Annotated in this window: 21 protein-coding genes (1 of these 21 running past the window's edge); 19 read left to right on the top strand and 2 right to left on the bottom strand. The window is 56.8% G+C overall.

The features are described from left to right. The first annotated feature begins 3 nt into the window (after positions 1-3). Positions 4-210 (top strand): hypothetical protein, encoded by a 207-nt coding sequence (locus HM1_RS01125; protein ID WP_012281406.1) that lies wholly within the window; start codon positions 4-6, stop codon positions 208-210. Between the two features lie 155 nt (positions 211-365). Here HM1_RS01125 and HM1_RS15645 read toward each other — a convergent pair whose 3' ends face one another. Further along, on the bottom strand, positions 366-512 hold the full coding sequence (locus HM1_RS15645; protein WP_012281405.1) for a hypothetical protein: 147 nt from the start codon (positions 510-512) through the stop codon (positions 366-368). A gap of 194 nt (positions 513-706) precedes the next feature. On the opposite strand from HM1_RS15645, the gene HM1_RS01120 reads away from it, so the two are divergent. Then, a complete protein-coding gene (locus HM1_RS01120; RefSeq protein WP_012281404.1) occupies positions 707-955 on the top strand; it encodes an AbrB/MazE/SpoVT family DNA-binding domain-containing protein in 249 nt (82 codons plus the stop codon). A gap of 401 nt (positions 956-1,356) precedes the next feature. Further along, entirely contained in the window at positions 1,357-2,136 is a 780-nt protein-coding gene (gene lexA / locus HM1_RS01115) for a transcriptional repressor LexA (RefSeq protein WP_049753998.1), read from the top strand. A gap of 208 nt (positions 2,137-2,344) precedes the next feature. Here the strand turns inward: lexA and HM1_RS01110 are convergent, their stop codons facing one another. Beyond that, a complete protein-coding gene (locus HM1_RS01110; RefSeq protein WP_041313040.1) occupies positions 2,345-2,572 on the bottom strand; it encodes a hypothetical protein in 228 nt (75 codons plus the stop codon). A gap of 106 nt (positions 2,573-2,678) precedes the next feature. On the opposite strand from HM1_RS01110, the gene HM1_RS14275 reads away from it, so the two are divergent. The 16 genes from HM1_RS14275 to HM1_RS01030 form a co-directional block, all read left to right on the top strand. Further along, positions 2,679-3,494 (top strand): M48 family metallopeptidase, encoded by an 816-nt coding sequence (locus tag HM1_RS14275; protein WP_012281400.1) that lies wholly within the window; start codon positions 2,679-2,681, stop codon positions 3,492-3,494. A gap of 166 nt (positions 3,495-3,660) precedes the next feature. After that, the gene (locus tag HM1_RS01100; RefSeq protein ID WP_012281399.1) at positions 3,661-4,281 is read left to right on the top strand and encodes an RNA polymerase sigma factor; all 621 of its coding nucleotides are present in this window, start codon (positions 3,661-3,663) and stop codon (positions 4,279-4,281) included. A gap of 2 nt (positions 4,282-4,283) precedes the next feature. Next, positions 4,284-4,490, top strand: coding sequence for a hypothetical protein (locus HM1_RS01095; RefSeq protein ID WP_012281398.1), 207 nt, complete (start codon positions 4,284-4,286; stop codon positions 4,488-4,490). A 13-nt stretch (positions 4,491-4,503) separates the two neighbouring features. Then, complete coding sequence (locus HM1_RS01090) at positions 4,504-5,715, top strand: DUF4367 domain-containing protein (protein WP_012281397.1); 1,212 nt, start codon at positions 4,504-4,506, stop codon at positions 5,713-5,715. Positions 5,716-5,850: 135 nt separating this feature from the next. Continuing rightward, positions 5,851-7,017 carry an FprA family A-type flavoprotein gene (locus HM1_RS01085; RefSeq protein WP_012281396.1) on the top strand — a complete coding sequence of 389 codons (1,167 nt, stop codon included), beginning with the start codon at positions 5,851-5,853 and terminating at the stop codon, positions 7,015-7,017. A 416-nt stretch (positions 7,018-7,433) separates the two neighbouring features. Beyond that, complete coding sequence (locus HM1_RS01080; protein WP_012281394.1) at positions 7,434-8,213, top strand: ATP-binding cassette domain-containing protein; 780 nt, start codon at positions 7,434-7,436, stop codon at positions 8,211-8,213. A gap of 15 nt (positions 8,214-8,228) precedes the next feature. Next, positions 8,229-8,939 (top strand): GTP-binding protein, encoded by a 711-nt coding sequence (locus HM1_RS01075; protein ID WP_012281393.1) that lies wholly within the window; start codon positions 8,229-8,231, stop codon positions 8,937-8,939. A 1-nt stretch (position 8,940) separates the two neighbouring features. Further along, positions 8,941-9,597, top strand: coding sequence for a (Fe-S)-binding protein (locus HM1_RS01070; RefSeq protein WP_012281392.1), 657 nt, complete (start codon positions 8,941-8,943; stop codon positions 9,595-9,597). 107 nt (positions 9,598-9,704) lie between these two features. Further along, positions 9,705-10,802 carry an S-layer homology domain-containing protein gene (locus HM1_RS01065; RefSeq protein WP_012281391.1) on the top strand — a complete coding sequence of 366 codons (1,098 nt, stop codon included), beginning with the start codon at positions 9,705-9,707 and terminating at the stop codon, positions 10,800-10,802. 154 nt (positions 10,803-10,956) lie between these two features. Next, positions 10,957-11,985 carry a cation diffusion facilitator family transporter gene (locus HM1_RS01060; protein WP_012281390.1) on the top strand — a complete coding sequence of 343 codons (1,029 nt, stop codon included), beginning with the start codon at positions 10,957-10,959 and terminating at the stop codon, positions 11,983-11,985. A gap of 23 nt (positions 11,986-12,008) precedes the next feature. Further along, complete coding sequence (locus HM1_RS01055) at positions 12,009-13,640, top strand: putative manganese-dependent inorganic diphosphatase (protein WP_012281389.1); 1,632 nt, start codon at positions 12,009-12,011, stop codon at positions 13,638-13,640. A gap of 236 nt (positions 13,641-13,876) precedes the next feature. Further along, the gene (locus HM1_RS14270) at positions 13,877-15,919 is read left to right on the top strand and encodes a methyl-accepting chemotaxis protein (RefSeq protein ID WP_012281388.1); all 2,043 of its coding nucleotides are present in this window, start codon (positions 13,877-13,879) and stop codon (positions 15,917-15,919) included. Positions 15,920-16,043: 124 nt separating this feature from the next. Continuing rightward, positions 16,044-17,858 carry an oligoendopeptidase F gene (gene pepF / locus HM1_RS01045; protein ID WP_012281387.1) on the top strand — a complete coding sequence of 605 codons (1,815 nt, stop codon included), beginning with the start codon at positions 16,044-16,046 and terminating at the stop codon, positions 17,856-17,858. A 219-nt stretch (positions 17,859-18,077) separates the two neighbouring features. Then, positions 18,078-18,476, top strand: a complete 399-nt coding sequence (locus tag HM1_RS01040) for an Hpt domain-containing protein (RefSeq protein ID WP_012281386.1) — start codon at positions 18,078-18,080, stop codon at positions 18,474-18,476. A 35-nt stretch (positions 18,477-18,511) separates the two neighbouring features. Beyond that, entirely contained in the window at positions 18,512-21,241 is a 2,730-nt protein-coding gene (locus HM1_RS14265; protein WP_012281385.1) for a response regulator, read from the top strand. A gap of 78 nt (positions 21,242-21,319) precedes the next feature. Next, positions 21,320-21,981: the 5' portion of a diguanylate cyclase gene (locus HM1_RS01030; protein WP_012281384.1), read on the top strand. It continues 313 nt past the right edge of the window; 662 of the gene's 975 nt are visible here — the first part of the coding sequence; the start codon lies at positions 21,320-21,322; its stop codon lies beyond the right edge, outside the window.

Below are 21,981 nucleotides of genomic sequence, written 5' to 3'. Positions count from 1 at the left end.
TCTATGCAACTGAGCACCCGGGATTTCTTGATGAAGTCGCTGCTCAATGAACAGGAACTTGTCCGCGACTATCAGAAGTTTGCGCAGACGACCGAAGACAAGGAAGTGGCGAAAATCTTCTTGGACTATGCCGAGAAGGACGCTTTGCGCGCCAATCAGATCAAGGACATCCTGCAGAACAAATACGGTCTCGACGCTGACGAAAAGTGATGTTCAGGGAAAAGCGATGTTCAGGCAAAAGTGATGTTCAGGGAAAAGTGATGTTCAGGCAAAAAGTGATGCTTAGGCTAAAAAGCGATGCTTAGGCAAAAAGCGATGTTCAGACAAAAGGAAAGGCCCCGGTGAACCGGAGCCTTTCCGCATGTTTAACGGTAGATAGGCCAGAGCAAGTGACCCAGGTAAAAGACCAAAGCGATGGCGAAGACGTGCCACACCCACCAGCCGGTTTTGAGGAATTCCCAGGTGGTGCCGTTCAACACATTATCGCTCTTGCGCTCGATGTTATTTTCCACTCCATCATGCTCCTTTCTTTTGCATTTATGCCTAGCATAACCCAGCGAACGTTTTTTTACTCATTCTACAATAAATTAGGGTTAGAGAAAAAAATCGGCAATTTTATGGAAAAATAAGGTTGACGATGTAGAGCTTGGGCGGTATAGTAAAGATAAGCAGATGAATGTCGAAGAGGGTGGAAGGAGGAGGGTTCGTGAAATCGACGGGAATCGTTCGGAAAGTAGACGAACTGGGCCGGGTTGTCATCCCGATGGAACTCCGCCGCATCATGGGCATCGCAGATAAGGATGGACTGGAGATTTTTGTCGAGGAAGAAAAGATCGTTTTGAAGAAGTACGAGCCCGCCTGCGTTTTTTGCGGCAGTGCATCTGATGTACATAACTATCGGGGAAAGGCCGTCTGCAAGGAATGCGCGGGGGAAATGTCTAAATTTGTCTGCTGAGTCGTTCATAAGTCATGATCAGACACACCCTTGTTGAATCTAGAGAATACAATGTGGGTATGCACCGGTTCTCTTGACCTTACGGTTAGATACAGAACCTGAATCCGTGAGTCGACGTAGCAGTACCCCAATGATTTTCCACAAAAAGTAATTCATGTTGCAATCAAAAAAGCGGTGGTGACGCTTCATGACCTTTCATGATGGGCACCGCCGCTTTTTTGATCCTTTGCACGGCAAAAGCAACAGGTAACCCGAGGGAAAGGATGCCGTCGATCCATAGACCAGCGCCGTGACCACACCCGGTCGGGGCTGTTCGAAAAAGGTTGGCCGCGCCGGGTTTCTTTGGAATTCCCTTGAGTTCAATGGAACATACGTGCTAATATGGAAGTGGAGGTGGGATGATGCAACTCACACCGAAAGAACGGGAAGTTTTCGAAGTCATCCGAAAAAATGTCCGTGAGAAGGGGTATCCGCCCAGTGTCCGCGAGATCGGCTTGCAGATGGGTTGGGCCTCCAGTTCGACGGTGCATGTCTATCTGAAACGTTTGGAAGAGAAGGGTTGGATCCGCAAGGATCCGACGAAGCCCCGGGCGATCGAGGTGCTCGCCGATCGGCAGGAACGGCGCGAATGGGGGAGCAACAATCCCCCTGACGCTATGGCTGCCGTCGGCGTCTCTGAGGAAGGATCCCCCGTGTGGACGACCAGCCATTTGGCCGGTCCTTCGGCCGGTCAAATGGCGGAAGAACAGCTACCCGGCGATGGCGACAACGCTGCTGAAGGGAGAAGTCAGTCGGCGGCTGGTCCTTTCCTACAAGTTCCCCTGCTGGGCAACGTGGCGGCTGGTTCGCCTATCCTGGCGGCGGAATACGTGGAGGACTATCTGCCCATCGCCAAGTCGATGCTGGGGGAAGGAGAGTTCTTCGGTCTGCGAGTCAAAGGAGACAGCATGATCGATGCCGGCATCCTGCACGGCGACACGGTGATCGTCCGTAGACAAGCCCATGCCAGCAATGGACAGATTGTGGTCGCCCTGATCGATGACGATGCTACGGTCAAGCGCTTTTTCAAGGAAGCCGATCATGTGCGATTGCAGCCGGAGAACAGCGCTCTTGAACCGATCCGGGTACGTGACCTGTCGATCCTCGGCAAAGTTGTGATGGTCTTGCGCAATGTCCATTAAACGATCCATCTACGATGACAAGTCAGCATACGATCAGCGCCTCCGCTTCGGTGGCCTTGTCGCCGCAGACGACCTTGACAGGCGTTGACGAAACAATCCACCATCGGAAAACGAAAACAGAGCCGCCGCTGTTCACGGTGGCTCTCGCTATGAACCTTGTTTTTGACGAGGCTTCCCTTTCGCGCGGGAAGCAGTGGTTGTCTCTTTGTCAGAACAGGAGACTTTGCAGGACTTTCGCCGTCAGGTAGAGAAAAGCGAAGGCGCAGGCGCCGTAGATGATCCCTGTTTCACGTATGGTGTCAGCCGATTCGAGCCATTGCTGTGTTCGGGTCGTAAGGGATTCGGGGCGGCGCCGCACTGCAGGCTTGGCGGAAAATCGAGGGACGGCAGGCGCTCGACGGGCCGCTGACGCCCGAACAGAACCGGTTGCTTCCATGGTTCCACACGCTCCTTGGAACTGATGTTCTAACGACAGCATATAAAACATATGTTCCAATGTCAATAGGACAACCGACATCTATAGCGTTTTTTTGAGGACTGTTATGTTTATGGAGGAAGTCATGGCGGGGAGACAGGCAAAAACAAGGCCGGGAGACGAACGGGTGGCGATTGAACTGTCCCGGGGCAAAGGCGGGAAAATCCTTTTTGACGACCAGGCCGTTCCCTTGCTCGTGGCGCGGCGCAAGGGGCGATGCAATCTCAGCCTGCGGTTGACCGATCGGGGGCTCGAAGTGCGGGGACCGGCCGCATTGACTGGTGATCAGATCCAGGAGGTGTTGAGACGGAAGGGGAACTGGATCGTCCGCCATTGGCGGCGTCTTCAGCAGGAGAAGGAACGTCTTGCCCGTGTCGCCGAGGAAAAGCGAGTCTTTTTTCGAGGCGAGCCTATTGACATCGTCGCCATCACTGATAATGCCCCTGTTCCGGCGGAAGGCCGGGTCAAATTGGACGCCGGACGGCTTTTTATCCGCTTGGAGCCAGAGCGCAAGGGGCAGTGGCGGCCAGTCGCCGGTGAATGGATGCGCGCCCAGGCGGAGGCGCTCATTCCGCAGCGGGTTGGCGAAATCGCTCGGAGGCTCGGCTGCGCCTATGATAAGGTCACCATTCGCGATCAGAAGACCCGCTGGGGGAGTTGTTCGTCCAAGCAAAGCCTCTCCTTCAACTGGCGGCTCGTCCTGTTCCCGCCGGTGGTGATGGATTACGTGATCATCCATGAACTCTGCCATCTGCAGGAATTGAACCACTCTGCCCGCTTCTGGACCCTGGTGGAGCGGTGTATGCCCGATTATGCCCTGCACCGGCGCTGGCTGAGAGAGCGCGGGCGGGAATTTTCCGTTCCCTTCGAGAATGAACAATAATGAAAGTTCGGCGCGAATTTCCAGACCTTTATTACCTGCGCAGGGATGTTTTCTTGAGGCGCTTTTTTTCCTGCTTGTGCAGGGGATGGCACGTTCGTAGCGAAAATAGATCTGTTGGAAAGATGCGTCATGTCTGTAGGACAGGCCAGGGGGTAGGGGGGCGCGTGTGTGCTATGAAGAGCTGATCGAAACACTGAAGGCCGGAGGAACCGACGGATTGCGCCTCGCTTACGAGCAATTCTACAGGTCGGTCTATCAGGCTGCCTTCTTCATCCTCCGCGACCCCGGCCTGGCGGAAGATGTGACCCATGATGTTTTTTTAAAGCTGGGGGAACGGATCGGACAACTTCGCGATCCGGCCAAGCTGGAGTCCTGGCTCTGCCAGATGGCGGTCAATTCGGCTCGGGACCTTTTGCGACGGCGTGGCCGCAACGTCCTTTGCGCCGAGATCCGCGATGAAGGTGTCGCCTTCGCCGAAGGATCGCCGGAGGCGGCGACGGAGAAGCAGGAACAGTCGTCCATCCTTCGCCAATGCATCAGCCGGCTTCCGCCCGACTACCGCAGTGTCATTTATCTCCGCTTTTATCTCGATCAGAGCATTGAACAGATCAGCGCCACCTTGGACATCCCATCGGGAAGCGTCAAGTCCCGCCTCAGCCGTGCCAAGCAGCGAATCCGCCACTGGCTGGAACGGGATGGACAGGAAAAACGTCTACAGGATGAAGAGGATATAGATGAACCGACGGCTATCGTCAAGATTGAAAAGACTGGAAAGGAGATACCATAACGATGAGCGAGACGATGGAGAAGTGCCCCATTTACGCCCACCTGGAAAGCCGCTACGCGCCGGATATCGATTTTATCATGAACCGCTACGGCGTCCCTGATTGGCAGGCCATCTGCAACGAGGTCTGCCCCAACGTGCTCGGTTATTATGAAGGCACTGCGGACGGTCGTTGCGCCATTCGGCTGCGCATGCTCCGCATTGAAGACTAAGGGTTGAAACTGCATGAACACACTGTCTGAGCGGTTTCTGGCTCGGCAAATTGAAAAGACTGTCCGCAAGATGGTGACGGAAGCCCCCGTTCCGCCCCTGGAGGAATCCTGGGCCCGCTTGGAGCAAAAACGGCGGGAGCAGGTGTCTGCACAGTTCCGGCAGCACCGGCTGGAAAAGCCACGGGTGGAAGCGCCGCCGTCAGAAGAGTCGCTGCTGGAACAGCCAAAGTCGAAGCGGCGGCTTGCTCTGCTCTATTTGCGCCGGGCGGCTGTCGCTGCGGCGGTTTTGGTGGTGGGGGGCGTCTTGTCTTTTCAAGGCGTCGGTTTCATGACAACAGGGATGAGAACCGCCGGCATTGTTGGAAATAGCGCACTCGACAAAGCGAGTGCGCCCGCCTTTATGGTAGAGCAATCTTCCTCTGCCGCGCCGCCGCCTGTTGCCGGCGGCGCCACCGTCTCGGAAAGTTCTGCGACTGTATCGGAGCGTTCTGCAGCTGTATCGGAGAATTCTGCGACTGTATCGGAGCGTTCTGCAGCTGTATCGGAGAATTCTGCGACTGTATCGGAGCGTTCTGCAGCTGTATCGGAGAATTCTGCGACTGTATCGGATAGTTCTGCTTCTGTATCGGAGCGTTCCGCGACTACTTCGGAAAACGCCCTTGCCTTCACCGGACAAGCGGCGCCCGTCACCGCCAGCCCTGAGCCGGTAGAGATGACGCCGCCGGGAAGGGCGAGGGAAAGGGTGGCCGCGGCAAAACCTTCGTGGAAGGATATCGCTTCATTCCCCAAAGAAGAGCAGCCGCTCGCCCTGGCCCTTCCGGTTCCAGCCGACGGCGCCCATTCAAACGCTGCAGATACTTCACCCGTCTCCATCACGTCAGCACACAATCAGCCGGGACCTGTTGTCACCTATCTTCCGCCCGGGTACACCCTCTTGGCGTCCAAACAGAGGGAGCAGGGGGAGCCTGCCGCCTCCACGTCGCTTCGCTATATCGGGCCAGCGCCGCATTATTTCCGCCTGACTCTTTCCGCCGCGCCTTTGCCGCCTGAGGAAGGGGAAGTTCAGGCTCAGCGCGACGTCGATATCGCCGGCGCGCCGGGGAAACTGGTCCTCTTTGCCAAGGGGCTGCTCCGCATCGAATGGCGCCGTGACAAGACATTCTATACACTGACGGGCATTCTCCCGGAAGAGGAGGCGGTTCGCATCGCCCAGTCGGTCCGGTAGAGACGCCGGTCTGCTCACAGATAAAATAAACAGTAACTATTACTGATTGACACAGTTTCTTTTTTGAGGCACAATTAATCCAGGCAGCATCATGGCCTTTCGTTGACATCGATGCGCCGAGGGAGGAGCGGATATATGCGACCCGTCAAAGTCAAGGACGATATCTACTGGGTGGGCGCCGTCGACTGGGACCTCCGTGATTTTCACGGCTACCTCACCCAACGGGGTTCATCCTATAACGCCTATCTGATCATGGACGAGAAGATCACCCTCGTCGATACGGTCAAAGCCTATCTCGTCGAAGAGATGTTGGACCGCATCGCCCATGTCGTCGATCCGTCGAAGATCGACTATATCATCTGTAACCACGTGGAGATGGACCATTCCGGCGGCATTACTCGGCTCATGGAACTGGCCCCCAATGCGACCATCATCACATCGCCCAACGGCCAGCGGGGGTTGAAGGCCCATTACAAGCGCGATTGGCCCATGCAGGTCGTCAAGACGGGGGACAGGCTCAGCCTGGGAAAGCGCAACCTCTCCTTTGTGCTCACCCAGATGGTGCACTGGCCCGATAACATGGTCGCCTACATGCCTGAAGAGAAGATCCTCTTTTCCAATGACGCCTTTGGTCAGCACATCGCCTCCATGGAGCGCTTCGATGATCAGTTTTCTTATCACCTGATCATGGAAGAGGCGAAAAAATACTACGCCAATATCGTCCTTCCTTATGGCGCCCAGGTGCAGAACGCCCTCCAGGCCCTTGCCGGCCTCGAGATCGACCTCATCGCCACCAGCCACGGCCTGCTCTGGCGTTCCCACGTCCCTGAAATCCTGGAGGAGTACGGCAAGTGGGCCGCCAACTATACGGAGGAGAAGGCGTTGATCATCTACGACACCATGTGGGAGTCGACGAAAAAGATCGCCTACGCCATCCAGCGCGCCTTCGAGCACAAGGGCATCGACTCGAAGATGGTGAACCTGGACAGCAACCATATGTCTGACATCATGACCGAGTTGATCACCGCCAAATACGTCTGTGTCGGTTCGCCCACCCTCAACAACAACATGCTGCCCAGTGTGGCTGCCTTTTTGACCTACCTGAAAGGCCTGGCGCCGAAGCAACGCGTAGGCCTCGCCTTCGGCTCTTACGGTTGGGGCGGTCAGGGTGTCGCCCAGATCGAGGAGGCGCTAAAAGCAGCCGGCTTCGATATGCTAAAACCGGTGAAAGCGCAGTACATCCCTGATGAACGCGCCCTGGAGGAGATCACCGCTCAGGTGGAAGCCGTCGTCGGGGGATAGCGGAAAAAGCAGAAGCCGGACTTACCGTCATGCTGTAACATGGAACGTCTCTGCCGTCTTTCGGCAGGGACGTTTTTTGTCATCGGTCACCGGAAGAAGGCCCTGAACGGTTGGCGACGAATCGTTTGCCGCCTCTGGCCGCGCAAACGATCAAGAGACATAGACTATATCCGTCAACAGCATCTCCTTGCTGGCTGAGGTGAGGTCGACGGCCAGCAACGTGGGCAGGCTATCCTGCCGGGCGGCGGGGTGGGGCGTCAAGGGGGATCGGGCTCCGCTGTAAAAATGTACCGCTGCCGGGAAAGGTCGCTCTTGTCGGAAGGAAGGCATAAAGTGAACGGTGAAAGGCCGGTTGACACCCCGGTTCTGTTCGCAACGTCTGCCAGGCCGCAACTACTTGGAAGAGGAGAGGTGTTATGATCCAGGAAATCATGGTTCTTCCAGGTCGAGATAAGACGGGGGGTCTGGAGAACTTTTCCGGCATCACCCTTAAAGCGGGTGAGACCTTGTCCATCGTCGGGCCCACAGGCAGCGGCAAAACCGCCTTCATCACCGACATCGAGTTGCTGGCGCAAGGGGACACGTCAACGCGGCGGCATGTTTTGATCAACGGTGGTGAACCGCCGGAAGAACTCCGCTACAACCCTGCCATGAAACCGATCGCCATGATCACCCAGAACACGAAATGCTTTACCGACCTCACGGCAGAAGAGTTTCTCGAAATCCATGCCCGCGCCAGGAGGATCAACGAGCGGGGCATCATCGACAAGACGATCGAGTTGGCCAACAAGTTCACAGGTGAGCGGATCCGGAAAGAGACTAAGGTGACCATCCTCTCGGGCGGGCAGACCCGGTCGCTGATGATCGCCGACGCCCTATTGATCGGCGCCGCGCCGATCATCCTCCTCGACGAGATTGAGAACGCCGGCATCTTCAAGCAGGAGGTCGTCCGGTTGATCCAAAACACCGGCAAGATCGTCATCTTCGTCACCCACGATCCGGTCATCGCCCTGTTGACGCAGAAACGGGTGATCATGAGCAACGGCGCCGTGCGCAAGGTCATCGATCAGAACGAGTCGGAGGTGCGGGCGGCGCAGAACCTGATCGAACTGGATAAGCGGGTCGGCATCATCCGGGAAAAAATTCGGGCCGGCGATATCATCACAAAAGAACTGATCAGCGTCAATTTTGGGTGAGCAGGTGATGAATAAATGAAACTGCTGGTGATTGCCGGTCCCCCTTCAGCAGGCAAGACAGCGCTGACCAAACAGATCGTGCGACGCTTCAAAGATGAGATGAAGATCGCCTATCTGAAGATCGACGTTGTCAAAGCCTTTGAGGACATTGAACTCCAGCGCGAATTCAATATCCTGACGAAAAAGGTCTACTCGGGCGATCTCTGTCCCGACCACGCCGGCGTCATGGTCCTCGGCGACGCCATCGAGTGGGCGGAAAAAAATGAAGCGGACCTTTTTATCGTCGAAAGTGCCGGCCTCTGCCTGCGTTGCTCTCCCTACCTGAACCAGGGGTTGGGCGTCATTGTGCTCAGTTCCATCTCCGGCATCCATGCGCCGGAGAAGATGGGCGCCATGGTCGCCCTGGCCGATATCGCCGTCGTCACCAAGATCGACCTCGTCAGCCAGGCCGAGCGGGAGGTCTTCATCCAGAAGATCAAAGAGGTCCATCCCCACATCGTCCTCATGGAGACGAATGCGCTGCAAGGGACATCGTTGAACCGTCTCTACCAGTTGATCGCCAAATCGGAGGAGATCGACAAGCACAACCTGGTGCTCAAAGGCAGCCCGCCCATCGGCACCTGCACCATCTGCATCGGCAAGAAGGAGATCGGGTGGAAGCACCACTTCGGTGTGATCAAGAAATTGGACGGCCAGATCGCCGATTACTTGTATCGGGGTGAATGACATGAACCGCTCTTGGTTGCCACCGGGGAAAAACTGCGGCCTCTGCGGTGAGCATAGCTGCCGCTCCTTCATCCGCGCCGTCCATGGGCAGGAAAAAACTTATGAGGACTGCCCCTTCTATGATGAGAAGCACGCCCGCGCCGCCGCCGACTGGGAAATGGAAGCCGACTATCCGGAAGGGGATGTTCTCGGCCATCGCTATGATTTTGTCTTGCAGCCCTTGCCCGGCGAGATATCGGCGCGCAAGATCGTCCTCCCTTTCCGCGGCGACCTGGTAGAGAAATTGGAGATCCGCGAGGGCGATCTGGTGTTGGGCCGGCCCATGGGCGCTGGCTGCCCCATCCCTCATGTGCTGCGGGTGATCGATGCCGATCCGCTCACCGGGTTGCTGACCACCTGGGTGGTCGGTCCCAAGTTTGCCCGCGACGGTCAGCAGGAGGTAAAAGATGTATCGGCTTATCATATGATCGGTTTTGAAGGGATTGCCACGGCGATCCGCAAAGAGCCGACGCTCGGCTGCCGGATGACCTTTTTGCCCGGTTTTTGCATGATGAGCCTCAACCATACGGGACTGGTCAACATGGTCCTGGAAAAAGCTGAGGGCCCCCATATCCGGATCGAGGATGTGCGGATTCTGGCCACGCGGGACTGGGACTGAACGAGAACAGCATATTTTTGCAGGGGGGATGGTTCCTCCCTGTTTTTTTTGTAAAATCTGCAACTTATTTTTATACTGCTGCGTCTAGTCTCTGGAGGCGATCATCGATGAAATACAGGGTAGGTCCAAAAGCCGGCGCGCTGCTGCTGGCAGGAGTTGTCTTTTTCTCAGGCGCCGTCGCGCCGGCTGTCTTGCCCATGATCACAGCGTCCCCGGCCTGGGCCGGTGAGAAGACGTCTGTTCCCGCTGACGCCCGCGGTCATTGGGCCGAGGCGCAGATCGCGGAAATGGTTGCCCGCGGATGGATCCGCGGCGATGAACAAGGACTCTTTCATCCCGAAAAAGCCATGAGCCGGGCGGAGTTTGTCTCTCTGCTGGTGCGGGTCTTCGAATTTCAGGTGGTCTTCATCAAAGCGCCCGATGTCCGCGATGTGGCCGCCGATGTGCCCGGCGACGCCTGGTATGCCGGCGACCTGATCCAGGCGGCCCATACCTTTTTGGCCCTTCCCGACAAGGCCTTTCATCCTGAAGAAGAACTGACCCGCGAGGTGATGGCCGAGTGGGTCTGGGCTGCTTACCGGCATAAAGGGGGCAACGTCGACGCCACGTCTCCCCTTAAGGCAATCCCCTTTTCTGACGCCGGCGCCATTGAACCGGCGTACCGGGAAAGCGTGGGCGCCGCATCGGCCGTCGGGTTCATCAAAGGCGATGAAGAGGGGTATTTTAAACCCAAGGCGACGGTCACGCGGGCGCAGGCGGCAGTCATCGTCAACCGTGTGGCAGGAAAGCTGTCGCCCCGAGGCGATTCAATCCCCTTCACACTGCACGGACGGACCGATTACGGCAAGTGGAGCACTCCCCGGCAAGCCGTCCTGATCCGCAACGAGGCGGAGGCGCGGACCTTCGCTGAGCAGTGGCGCGACACGACGCTGGACATGCCTGTCTTATCCACCGATGGGATCGATTTTGCCAGCCAGGCGCTCATCGCTCTGATCGGATTCGCCAGTTCCAGTTCCAACCCGCCCCAGGTGACCGCCATGATCAGGCAGGGGAATACACTGACCGTATACCTGGAGAAAAAGACGGGGCTGATCGAAACGGCTGACATCACCGGCGCCTACCGGTATTACCGGCTTTCGAAAAGCGATGTGGAGGGCCTGGAGGCGGTGCGCGCGGAGCTTCGCCTCGTCCAAGTCAATCATTGATCATTCCGGCGCCTATCCAAAAGCCTGCAAAGGAGCGATCAGTAGAAAAACTGATCGCTTCGTCGCTTCGGACACTGGCATCCCATGACCGCATCGGATACAATAACCCTTGTCGGGTTTCGGCATTCGAGAATCCATAAGGAGTTAGGTCGACGTGCCCAGACGCGCCATCGCCATGCTGAGAGAAGCTAATTATACGTCGCTGAAGAGCGCCATGGGGAACTATTTCCTCGCGGCCGTAAAATTCCTGGCCTATCAATGGACCGGGTCATCGGCCATGCAGGCCGAGGCGATTCACAGTTTCAACGATGGCTGCGCCCAGGCGGCGGTCTTCGCCGGTTCCGTCTTTGCCTCTCGCAAACCGACTGCCAGTTTCCCCAACGGTTTTGGACGCCTCTCCAACCTGATCGTGCTCTTTGTGGCTATCTTCATGACCTACAACGCCGTCAAAGCCATCTCGTCCGGTTATGCGGCGATGCTGAACCCGCACTTGCCGACGGGTTTTTACTGGAACCTGTTCGTCCTCGCCGTTTCCCTCGCCGTTGACGGGATCGTGCTGGTGACGGCCATGAAGGACATTGCCCGTGAGGCAGAGGTAGAAGCGGAGGGGTTCGCCCTCTTCCGGCTGTCTCTGCAGAAATACCACCTGGCTTCGCCAGAGACGCGGCTCGTCTTTTTCGAAGACCTGCTCGCCTCGGTCGCCATCCTGGTGGCCATGGCCGGCCTGACGGCGACCCAGTTCGGCATCGTCCCCTGGGGCGACGGCCTGGCAGGCCTGGTCATCGGGCTGTTGCTGCTCGGCATCGCCGTCTCCGTTGCCTGGGAGAATGTCAAGGGGCTGATCGGCTACACAGCGCCGGAAGAGGTGGTCGATGAGATCGCCGAGACGATCATGGATGTGCAGGGCGTCGAAGACCTCTACGACCTGGATGTGGTGCGGGAAGGCGCTTATCTCGATGTGGACGGCACGATCGAACTGCCGGAAACCTGGTCGGTTGGCCAGGCGGAAGATGTGAAAGAAGAGATCCAGCGCCGGCTCAAGGTGATCTACCCGAACATCCACAACGTCACCCTCAGCATCCACGAGGATGACGAACTGAGCCGCTGGGGATCGCGCGATTTCGTCCGGCTGAAACGCAAAAAAGTAGCCAACCGACTTGTCAAAGCGGAGAAAAAAACATAGCGACAGGGGGAACCTTAGGAACCATGGGTGTCATTGTCATCGGGCATCGCAGCCCCGATACCGATTCGATCTGTTCGGCCATCAGCTACGCCTACCTCAAGGAGAAGCTGACCGGCCGCGAGTACATAGCCGCCCGCTGCGGCAATCTCAAACCGGAAACAGACTTTGTCCTCCGCTACTTCAACGTCGAAGCGCCCCGCGTCATCTGCGACGTGCGCTCCCGTGTGGCCGACATGCTCGGCGGTCAGGCGCCGGTGGCCATCTCGCCGGACACGCCCATCCGCGAGGTGGGTATCTTGGCCCGCGACAAAAACATCAAGTCCCTGCCGGTCGTCGATGAGCGCAACCGCCTCCTCGGCATCATCACCCTCGGCGACATCGCCCAGCGCTACCTGAACCTGGATGAGTTGAACGACCTTGACCGGATGGGCCTCACCATCGGCGGCATCCTGCGCACCATGGGCGGCCGATTCCTCGTCCCGGCGCCTTTGGATATGAAACTGCGCGGCAAGGCGATCATCGGCGCCATGCATGTGGAGACGATGGTCCAGCGCATCGGCGAAGGCGATACGGTCGTCACCGGTGACCGGGAGAACGCCCAGTTGGCGGCGCTGGAGGCTGGTGCCGGCTGCCTGATCGTCACCGGCGGTCTCAGCATCAGCGAACGGGTGGAGAGGTTAGCCCGTCAAAAGGGCATTCCTGTGCTCACGGTGCCCTACGACACCTTCAACGCCGCCCGACTCCTGGGCCTCAGCGCGCCCGTCAGCACGATCATGCACCAGGATATGGTCTGCTTCCAGCCTGACGAGTTTGCTGACGATGCCCGCAAGGTCATGCTGGAGACGCGCTTTCGCAACTACCCCGTTATCGACCATGAGAAGAAACTGCTCGGTGTCATCTCTCGCTATCACCTGCTGGCGCTTCAGCGCAAACAGGTCATCCTCGTCGACCATAATGAAAAGAGCCAGGCCGTGGCCGGTCTCGACCAGGCCCAGGTCCTCGAGGTGATCGACCATCACCGTATCGGCGATGTTCAGACGGGAGAACCGATCTACTTCCGGGGCGAACCGGTCGGTTGCACGAGCACCATCATCGCCGCGATGTATGAAGAGAACGGGATCGAGCCGCCGAAGGAGATCGCCGGTTTGATGACGGCGGCCATCCTCTCCGATACGGTGCTCTTCAAGAGCCCCACCTGCACTGCCCGCGACCGGCGGACTGCTGAGAAACTGGCCAAGATCGCCGGTATCGACCTGCAGGATTTCGGTCTCAAACTCTTCACGGCCGGTTCCTCTTTGGAAGGCCGGACGCCGGAAGAGATCATCTTCCAAGACTTTAAAGAGTTCCACCTGGGGCCCCTCAAACTGGGCATCGGCCAGGTGGAGACGATGGATTACGACGGCGTCACCCGCATGCAGGCGACCCTGCTTGAAGAGATGGAGTCGATCCGCAAGAAAAAGGGCCTTGATCTGGCCTTGCTCATGCTGACCGACATCATCAAGGAAGGGACGCGGTTGTTGGTGGCCGGCGAGAAGAAGGAGCCTGTCGAAAAAGCTTTCGGCGTGACCATCCAGGAGCAGTCGGCCTATCTTCCCGGCGTCATCTCCCGCAAGAAGCAGGTCGTGCCGCCTTTGTCGGCTTATCTGGGAACCTGATCCGTTCATTGGTCGTCCCCCGTTGTTGAGCAACGGGGGATTTAGCATTTCCTCAACCATATCGTTGAAATTTTTTGCAGGGATTTATCGATAATTGCCGAATGGTTATTTCAAGAGTATTTCTAACCCTGTCTACAATGACATAGGGTAACCTGTGGAGATTCCTCTGGCGGGGACGGGCAACTGTCTCGTCACGGGTCGATGATCCAGACGTTTCAATGCAGGAATATCTTTCTATGGAGAAAGGAACGGATATGCAAAAAAGCCTTTTGAAGAAGATGGTCTTTTTTTCCCTTTTGATCACCCTAGTTCCTGTGCTCATTTCGCTGGCGCTGATGTACTGGCAGGTCCGTTCGGAGATGATCGCCAATCAGGAGCAGCGGCTGACGGAACACCTTCAGAACCAAGTCCGGCTGATCGAGACCATTTTTAAGGAAACCCAAAACAAGGGCAGGATCATCAGTCAGGAAGGCCTGATCATGGAAGCGGTGAACGGGGCCAATCAGGGAGCAAGTCTGCAGGTTTCCGCCCTTTCACGCTTTTTGCAGGACGTCTATAGGGCTGATCAAGGCTTGTACGAAAACATCTTCATCACCGGCCGCAACGGGTTGATCTATGCCGATGCAGTGGGCGGTTCCAGCATAGGTACCGACGTGCGCAGCTTCGACTTTTTTCAGCCGTCTATAGGCGGACAGTCTTATGTGTCCCAAGTCATCCAATCGCCGATCACCAAACGACCTGTCGTCGTCGTTTCCACTCCCATCAGAAGCCATCAAGGAGAGGCCGAACCGGCGGGCATCCTGGCGATGGCCGTCGAGTTTAACCGGATCGCCCAGCCGATCATCGAGAGCCCTATCGGACAGACGGGATACAACTATATCACTAACGAAAAAGGGCTGGTCCTGGCACACCCCGATTCGTCCAAGGTCTGGGAGTTGGACATCAGCAAAATGACGAACGGACTGGAGCAGATCCCTGCGAAGGCTGCCCAAAGCGCTGGCACGTTGACGCACCCCGTAGATAGAGACACCTACACTACCGCCTATACGGCCGTTCCCGGCCTGCCCTTGTTGCTCCTGAGCACCATCGATCAAGATGAATACGCCAGTCGGTTCTCGAACATGCTTGTTCTCATCGCCGGTGTCACCATGGCGCTGGTCATCCTGGCCGGGACGGTGGCGACCATTTATTCCAAAGAACTGGTTGCCACGATCAAGCAGTTGCGGGCGGCCATGGCTCACGGCGCCGCCGGCAATCTGACGGTTCGGGCAAAGATAAAAGCGAAGGATGAGATGGCGGGATTGGCCAAAGCCTTCAATATCATGGTGGAGAGCCAATCCCAGGTGGTAGGAGCGGTGCGCAAGTCCTCTGATGAACTCGCCGCTTCCTCCCAGGAATTGGCCGCCTCCAACGCCGAGATCAACGCGACGATCTCCGACATGAGCAAGCATATGGAACAGATGGCCAGAGATGCCGAACTGGGCAGTCAATCGATCGTCCAGGTCTCCCAGGTCTTAGTCGAACTGGCCTCACTCATCCAGATCGCCCGTCAGGCCGCTCTGGTCGTCGATGAGAAGTCGCAGTTGACGCTGGCGCAGGCGAGAAAAGGCAAGGCTACTGTCCATGAGACCATGGTTGATATGACCAACATCCAAAACCGGTCTCAGGAGATCGAAGGGATCATCACGAACTTGAACGAGTACACCCAGCAGATCAGCTCCATCACCGACACGATCACATCGATCGCCACGCAGACCAACCTGCTGGCCTTGAACGCGGCCATCGAAGCAGCGCGGGCCGGTGAGCATGGCCGAGGTTTTGCTGTCGTCGCCGATGAGGTGCGCAAGCTGGCCGAGCAATCGACACAGGGGGCGGCGGAGGTTTCGGCCATCCTCGAAAAAGTTCAGTCGCGAACAGCCGATGCCGTTCAGGCGACCCAGCGGAGTCGCGAGGATGTGCAACAGGGCGTCGCTGCTGTGAGACACTCGGGCGAAGTGCTTGAACAGATCCTGCAAGCGGTGGAACTGTCCAGCAAAGAAGTGGCGCGCATCGTCGAGATCACCGACGAAGAGGTGACCAGCTCCGATAAGATCCTACAGCTGATCGACGAAGTGGCCAAAGTGATCGAGAGGACGTCCCAGATTGCCACCCACATGGCCGCATCGAGTGAAGAGGCCGCCGCCACGATGGAGAACCTGGCGGCGGCCAGTGAACAGATCAGCGCCATGGCCGCCCAGTTGAGCCAATCGGTGCGCAAGTTCAAAACGGACGCTCATTAAGATCCTTTCGTATGCAGCTCCTCCATGGTTCGTCCAGGGGGAGCTTTGTCGATGAGAAGCGGATAGGGATGACAAGGATACGCTATAATATACTGGATGTTCCGAGAAAGAGGAGAGACGACCCATGGAAAAAGAAAAAGCGCTGCCCAAGCGCCAGGACATCTCAGCCGAATTCAAGTGGAAGTTGGAGGACATCTACCCCACAGACGACGCCTGGGAGAAGGATTTTCAGGCTGTACCGGCCTTGCTGGACAAGATAACGGCCTTGAAAGGTAAGCTTCAGGAGAAGAGCGCCAATCTTCTGGCGGTTTTGCAGCTTCAGGACGAACTCGGCAAAGGGCTAGAAAAGATCTTCACCTATGCCCGCATGCGCCGAGATGAAGACAATACCAATCCCACCTACCAGGCATTGACCGACCGCGCCGTCGCCCTGAACGCCCGGGCCGCCGGGGAGACATCCTTCATTACCCCTGAGATCCTGGCGATCCCTGATGACATCCTGCAGCGTTTCCAGAAAGAAGAGCAGGGCCTCGCCCTATACCGCTTCTTATTGGACGATCTGAAGCGCCAGAAAGCCCATGTGCTGACAGCCGACGAGGAGGCCATTCTCGCCCAGGCCAGCGAACTGGGCCAGTCACCGGGGCAGATTTTTACCATGCTGAACAACGCCGACTTGACCTTTCCCACCATCCGCGACGAAGAGGGTCGCGAGGTGGAGATCACCCACGGCCGCTACGGTCAACTGATGGAGAGCAAAGACCGGCGCGTTCGCAAGGAGGCCTTTTACGGCCTCTATGGAACCTATAAGAAGCTGGAAAACACCCTGGCAGCCACCTTCACATCCGCTATCAAGCGGGATGTCTTTTTCTCCCGCGTCCGCCGCTACCCCTCGGCTTTGGAAGCGGCGCTCTTCGGTGACAATGTGCCAAAAGACGTTTACGACAACCTGATCGGGACCGTTCGCAAACACAACGACGCCATGCACCGTTATGTGCGCCTGCGCAAGAAGCTCCTCGGCGTAGACCAGCTGCATATGTACGACCTCTATGTGCCCATGGTGGCCGATGTGGACTGGAAAGTCACCTATAAGGAGGCCTTGGAGATGGTCAAACAAGGCCTAGAACCCTTAGGCGACGACTACGGACGTGTCCTGGACGAGTCCTTCAAGACTGGTTGGATCGATGTCTACGAGAACAAGGGGAAGACGAGCGGTGCCTACTCCTGGGGTCCTTACGGGACCCATCCTTACGTGTTGCTCAACTACCAGGATCGGCTAGACGATGTCTTCACCCTGGCCCATGAGATGGGCCATGCGCTGCACTCCTACTACTCCCACAAGGAACAGCCCTACATCTACTCGGCGTACACCATCTTCGTTGCTGAAGTGGCCTCCACTGTCAACGAGACACTGTTGATCCGCCACCTGCTGGAAAGAGAGCAGGACAAGAGCCGCCGCCTCTACCTGATCAACCATTACCTGGAACAGTTCCGCGGCACCCTGTACCGGCAGACCATGTTCGCCGAGTTTGAAAAGATCGTCCACGCTAAGATCGAGGCGGCGGAGGCCCTCACCTTGCAGGAACTGAAGCAGATCTACCACCGTCTCAACGTCGATTACTATGGCCCCGACATCATCGTGGACGATGACATCGACATCGAGTGGGCGCGCATCCCTCACTTCTACAACAACTTCTACGTCTACAAGTACGCCACCGGTTTTTCCGCCGCCACGGCCCTCTCCGCCCAGATCCTCGCCGAAGGGCAGCCGGCCGTCGAGCGCTACCTGACCTTCCTCAAGAGCGGCGGCTCCGATTACCCGCTGGAACTGCTCAAGCGGGCCGGTGTGGACATGGGGACGGCTGAGCCTATCGAAAAGGCGCTCTCTGTCTTCCGGGAACTCCTCGATGAGATGGAGAAATTGACCGCCCGAGCAAACTGAGCGGCAGCCCCATCGAAGGCGACCCTAAAGAAGATGACATAGACAGGGCCATAAAAAAGCGATCAGAGGCGTAGGCGCTTCGGACCGCTTTTTTTTGTTATGTTTTTCTCATCGGGGCAGACAGCAGTGGCAGGATTCTGTACGATTGGAAAGAAATCTATACGGCGAATGACAGGTACTTATTGTAGGGTTTTTCCAGGGGTCGGGGAGGAGATAGCCATGTCTTTGGAACGACTTTGTGATGAAGAGGTCATCGACAGAAAGGCAGTGATATCGCTGCTGAAAGATGTAGACCCCAAGGAGAGCAGAGAGCTTTTCGTCCGCCTTGTCGAGATTTATCTCAAAGAGACACCGAAAAGAATCAAGGCCCTGGCGGAAGCATTTGCGACCGGTTCTTCGGCAGAGGCCCGGCAAAGCGCCCACAGCCTCAAGTCAAGCAGCGCCATGTTGGGCATTTACAAGGTGGCTGAGTTAAGCCGTCAAATAGAGCAGTATGCCAAAGACGGCGCCTTGGCAGAAGCGTATGCCATTCAGGCGGCCTTGGAACGTGAATGCGATCGGGCTTGCGCCTGTCTTCGTCTGATCCGAGACAGCGGTTTCCCTACTGTGAACCCCTAGGCGACGCCGAACGAGAAGCAGAAGAGGAGAAGATTGTGGCGACGAATCTAATCAATCGGACTGAGCGGAGCAGCAGCCTATTTCGTCTGGGGACGCTGAAAGCGCAGCTGAACTGGTGGGGGATACTGCTCGTCCTCATGCCCACCATCCTATTGACGGGAAACTTCCTCGTCTTTGAGATTCAGCATATTCAGCGGGAAGAATTCGAACAGTTGGAACAGGCCATCACCATCCAGCGCATTGCCATCGATGAATGGTTCGAAAACTGCCGAGATGATGTGAAAGCCTTAGCCCAAATGAAGGTGCTGCGGACAGGCGACCATCAGGAGATGGAAGCCGTCTTCCGCAGCTTTCTCAATCAGCATAGGCAATTCACTAACATGGCCTTCGTCAATCGCGACGGCTTCAACGAAGTGGATACGGCTGGGCGGACCGGGCAGATCAACCTTTCTGACAGGGATTACTTTCGAGCGGGACAAAATGGCAAAGATTTTATCACTGACGTGATCATCGGCCGCAACTCGGGTCGACCTTTGGTGATTATCTCTGCGCCTGTCTACGGCCTGGATAATCAATTTCGAGGCGTCCTTTTCGCATCAGTCGAATTGACCACTTTGGAGGCAGTCATGAGCCGGTTCCGCTCCGGGGAAACAGGCGAGACTTATCTCGTCAACGCCAAGGGGCTCATGATCACCCAATCCCGCTTTGGCCCGGAACTGGTGAAGCGCGGGATCATTGATGGATCCACCCCCTTGCAGGTCAAGGTGGACAGTCAAGCCTTTCAGCAGGCGTTGAAGGGAAAATCGGGAACTGCCATCTATCTCAACTACCAGGGGAAAAAAGTGCTTGGCGCCTTCCAGCGGATGCAGCAGCAGAACTGGGTGATCATCGGAGAGGTGTCGGAGGCGGAGGCGATGACCCCCTATTATCATCAGATGGGCACCATGATCGGCCTATCTCTCATCCTGCTGCTCCTGTCTGTGCCGCTCACCGTCGCCGTGTCCAACCGGATCCGCAAACCTATTGACAAGCTGATCGAAGGCTCCCGCCATATGCAGCAGAAAAACTACAGCTACCGCATCGATCTGCCGGAAAGCCCCAACGTGCCGATTGAACTCAAGGAACTGAGCCAAACCTTTAATCGGATGGCTGAAATGATCGATGATCATGTGCAGGAACTGCGGCGCGCAAACGAAGCCAAATCCGACTTTTTGGCCAACATGAGCCACGAGATCCGCACGCCGATGAACGCCATCCTTGGCATGACAGAACTGCTCGGCGAAACGCAGTTGACGCCGGAACAGGCCGAATATGTGCGTATCTGCCGCGGCGCCGGCGACACCCTGCTCTACCTGATCAATGACATCCTGGACTTGTCGAAGGTGGAGAGCGGTCGCATGGAGCTGCAGTTGACGCAGTTCAACCTCGTCGAGTTGGTGGAAAAGACGGCTGAGTTGATGGCGGTTCGAGCCCATAAAAAGGGTCTGGAACTGGTCTGTCACATCTTCCCCGGTGTGCCGTCCCAGGTTGTCGGCGATCCAGGGCGTTTGCAACAGATCCTGATCAACCTGATGGGCAATGCCGTGAAATTTACGGAACGAGGCGAGATTGTGCTCCAGGTGGAGCGCGACCCCGATCAGCCCGGTGAGGCCGGTGCGATTCGTTTTGCCGTGTCTGATACGGGGATCGGCATCGCAGCCGACAAAAAAGAAGTTATTTTTGAACGGTTCAGCCAGGCCGATTCATCGACGACCCGTCGCTATGGCGGCACGGGACTGGGATTGACGATATCCCGTTACCTTGTAGAAATGATGAAAGGTCGGATTTGGGTCGAAAGCGAACTCGGAAAAGGCAGCACCTTTTATTTTACAGCTCGTTTCGGGCAAGCCGATCCGATAGAGGAGATGAGCCTGCCGGTGGAAGCGTTGCGCGGGATCCGGGTGTTGATCATCGATGACAATGAGACGAACCGGATCATCCTGCGGGAAACGGTGAAATCCTGGGGGGTTGTGCCGGTCGAGGCTTCGGGAGGCGCTGAGGGCATCGCCGAGATGAAGCGGGCCAAGGCGCAGGGACTGCCGTACCAACTGGTGCTGCTGGACTGCCGGATGCCGGAGATGGACGGATTCCAGGTGGCCGAACGGATTCAGGCTGAGGTTGAATTCTGTGAGGCGACTGTCTTGATGGTCACTTCCGATAATCGGAACGACGATATCCAGCGGATCAAGCAGTTAGGGTTGGCTGCTTATCTGGTCAAGCCGGTTAAACGCAATGATCTGCTCAAAACGGTATTGTCTGTTTTGGAAAGGTGCCCGAAAAAACAAGAACCTCAACGAGGTCATGAAGGAACCCTGACGCCTTTGGGCGTCCTGCGTATCCTTCTCGTCGAAGACGCAGAAGACAACTGCTTGTTGATTCAGACCTATCTAAGGTCGGAACCTGTTGAAATCGATGTGGCTGAAAACGGACAAGTGGCCGTCGATAAGTTTAAAACCGGGCAATACGATGTGGTCTTGATGGACATCCAGATGCCTGTGATGGACGGGATCACAGCTACGCGGGAGATCCGGCAATGGGAGCGACGGAAAGGGCGTCTGCAAACGCCTGTGATTGCACTGACGGCCAATGCGATGCGCGAAGACATGGAACGCAGCCTCGAGGCCGGGTGCAATGACCACTTGACGAAACCGATCAAGAAGAAGACCCTTCTGGAAGCGCTGTATCGTTTTTCGGGCCGCTCGAACAGCGGTGAGGGGCAGGGATAGGGTTTTGCGAAGGCAATGAGAGAAAGATGCGATGAGATTTTCGCGATGTCTTGCCGATGTGATGGGGAGGAATGCAAATTGGGGATTTTGATCATTGATGATGCCGAGGACACCCGGTTGTATTTGCAGGCTGTCCTGGCATCTGATGGCTTTGAGGTGTATGCGACTGCGTCGGCTCAGGAAGCACTCGCTCACCTTCAAGACAGACCCTCGATCGATCTGATCCTGCTGGATGTGATTATGCCGGGAATCGATGGCATCGAACTGTGCCAACAAATCAAGTCTGATGCGGCGTGGCGGGACGTCCCTGTCATCATGGTGACGGCGCTGACGAACATAGAGGACCTGGACCGAGCCTTTGCCGCCGGCGCCATGGACTATATCATGAAGCCTGTCAAAAAACGGGAATTGCTGGCGCGCATCCGTTCGGCCCTTGCCTTGAAAACGGAAATGGATCGGCGGAAGGAGCGGGAAGAGGAATTGCTCCGAGTGACGGCAGAACTGGAGGAAGCGGTGCGCAAGCTGCAAAACCTGTCCTCCCTCGACGGTCTGACCGGCCTGGCCAACCGGCGCCGCTTTGACGAGTACCTGGCGTCGGAGTGGAAAAGAGCGATCCGCAACGGTACGCCGATATCGCTGATCCTCTTTGATATCGACTGGTTCAAGCCCTATAACGATACATACGGCCATATTCAGGGCGATGATTGCCTGAAGGCCATCGCCAGTCTGATGCCTAAGGT

Source organism: Heliomicrobium modesticaldum Ice1, assembly GCF_000019165.1.
Classification (GTDB): Bacteria; Bacillota; Desulfitobacteriia; order Heliobacteriales; family Heliobacteriaceae; genus Heliomicrobium; species Heliomicrobium modesticaldum.
Note: the sequence above shows the minus strand (reverse complement) of the source record. Positions and strands in the feature narration are given on the sequence as shown.

Coding starts and splice junctions, on each gene's coding strand:
- HM1_RS01125 (WP_012281406.1), top strand. CDS start 4: ATGCAACTGAGCACCCGGGATTTCTTGATGAAGTCGCTGCTCAATGAA.
- lexA (WP_049753998.1), top strand. CDS start 1,357: ATGCAACTCACACCGAAAGAACGGGAAGTTTTCGAAGTCATCCGAAAA.
- HM1_RS01110 (WP_041313040.1), bottom strand. CDS start 2,572: ATGGAAGCAACCGGTTCTGTTCGGGCGTCAGCGGCCCGTCGAGCGCCT.
- HM1_RS14275 (WP_012281400.1), top strand. CDS start 2,679: ATGTTTATGGAGGAAGTCATGGCGGGGAGACAGGCAAAAACAAGGCCG.
- HM1_RS01095 (WP_012281398.1), top strand. CDS start 4,284: ATGAGCGAGACGATGGAGAAGTGCCCCATTTACGCCCACCTGGAAAGC.
- HM1_RS01090 (WP_012281397.1), top strand. CDS start 4,504: ATGAACACACTGTCTGAGCGGTTTCTGGCTCGGCAAATTGAAAAGACT.
- HM1_RS01085 (WP_012281396.1), top strand. CDS start 5,851: ATGCGACCCGTCAAAGTCAAGGACGATATCTACTGGGTGGGCGCCGTC.
- HM1_RS01080 (WP_012281394.1), top strand. CDS start 7,434: ATGATCCAGGAAATCATGGTTCTTCCAGGTCGAGATAAGACGGGGGGT.
- HM1_RS01075 (WP_012281393.1), top strand. CDS start 8,229: ATGAAACTGCTGGTGATTGCCGGTCCCCCTTCAGCAGGCAAGACAGCG.
- HM1_RS01070 (WP_012281392.1), top strand. CDS start 8,941: ATGAACCGCTCTTGGTTGCCACCGGGGAAAAACTGCGGCCTCTGCGGT.
- HM1_RS01065 (WP_012281391.1), top strand. CDS start 9,705: ATGAAATACAGGGTAGGTCCAAAAGCCGGCGCGCTGCTGCTGGCAGGA.
- HM1_RS01055 (WP_012281389.1), top strand. CDS start 12,009: ATGGGTGTCATTGTCATCGGGCATCGCAGCCCCGATACCGATTCGATC.
- HM1_RS14270 (WP_012281388.1), top strand. CDS start 13,877: ATGGAGAAAGGAACGGATATGCAAAAAAGCCTTTTGAAGAAGATGGTC.
- pepF (WP_012281387.1), top strand. CDS start 16,044: ATGGAAAAAGAAAAAGCGCTGCCCAAGCGCCAGGACATCTCAGCCGAA.
- HM1_RS01040 (WP_012281386.1), top strand. CDS start 18,078: ATGTCTTTGGAACGACTTTGTGATGAAGAGGTCATCGACAGAAAGGCA.